Below are 1,356 nucleotides of genomic sequence, written 5' to 3'. Positions count from 1 at the left end.
ACCCACAACTCATCCCCTCAGTTTTCAACCTAAGTGGGTTCGCGCCTCCACAACCTCTTACAGCTGCTTCACACTGGCCATGGGTAGATCACCCCGCTTCGGGTCCAGGACATGCCACTAAAACACCCATTTCGGATTCGCTTTCGCTACGACTACCCCACCAACCGGGTTAACCTCGCGACATGCCGCTGACTCGCAGGCTCATTCTTCAAAAGGCACGCCATCACACCACAAGAGGTGCTCTGACGGATTGTAAGCGCACGGTTTCAGGAACTCTTTCACTCCCCTCCCGGGGTACTTTTCACCATTCCCTCACGGTACTATCCACTATCGGTCACACTGAGTATTTAGGCTTACCGGGTGGTCCCGGCAGATTCACAGCAGATTCCACGAGCCCGCTGCTACTCGGGGCAAAACGACACAACACACACATGCACATTCACGTACGGGACTCATCACCCACTCCGGTACACCATCCCAGGCGCTTCCGCTTACACACGCATAAATGCCGGCACAGTTGGCAGACCATGCATTGTCGCACCCCACAACCCCACGCACGCAACCCCTGCCAGGTATCACACGCACGCGGTTTAGCCTCATCCGCTATCGCTCGCCACTACACACGGAATCACAATTGTTTTCTTCTCCTACGGGTACTGAGATGTTTCACTTCCCCGCGTCAACCCCCACACAAGCTATGCATTCACCTGCGGGTAACACCACACAACTGGTGTTGGGTTTCCCCATTCGGACATCCTCGGATCAACGCTTAGTTGGCAACTCCCCGAGGCATAACGCAGCCTCACACGTCCTTCATCGGCCCAGCATGCCAAGGCATCCACCGTACGCCCTTGAACAACAAAAAACATACTAAAAACACACTTACAAAAAAGAAAGAAAAAACACCACAACCACACCACCACACAACGATGATGCACCTGCGGCATTAGATGCTCGCGTCCACTCTCCAGTTCTCACACACCACACCCACCACACACCAGCAAACACACCGTCCACCAGTACACAGCAGGCCACAAAGGAAACAACCACCAACGGTGCTGTCCCAGACACCCAACAGCATGCCAACACAATCGTTTGCGGATCTTGGTTCATGTTCCTGCGGACACCCTTGCGCGGGACCTTTTACCCGCGGGTGCGCATCCACCCGGACATTTTCGTTTCAAAACAGTGGCAGGTACACACTCGGCACCATCAACCACCACACACCAACCGGTGTGACACCCACAACCGTGGGCTCAAATAAAAGCTCCTTAGAAAGGAGGTGATCCAGCCGCACCTTCCGGTACGGCTACCTTGTTACGACTTCGTCCCAATCGCCGATCCCACCTTCGACAG

Annotated in this window: 2 rRNA genes; both read right to left on the bottom strand. The window is 54.6% G+C overall.

Annotated features, from left to right (window positions below):
• Nucleotides 1-865, bottom strand: a 23S ribosomal RNA gene (locus M5J20_RS11305); the annotation flags it as partial.
• A gap of 410 nt (nucleotides 866-1,275) precedes the next feature.
• Nucleotides 1,276-1,356: ribosomal RNA gene (locus M5J20_RS11300) — 16S ribosomal RNA — on the bottom strand; the annotation flags it as partial.

This window comes from Corynebacterium stercoris, assembly GCF_024160105.1.
Taxonomy (GTDB): Bacteria; Actinomycetota; Actinomycetes; order Mycobacteriales; family Mycobacteriaceae; genus Corynebacterium; species Corynebacterium stercoris.
This window is presented reverse-complemented; position numbering and strand designations above follow the sequence as displayed.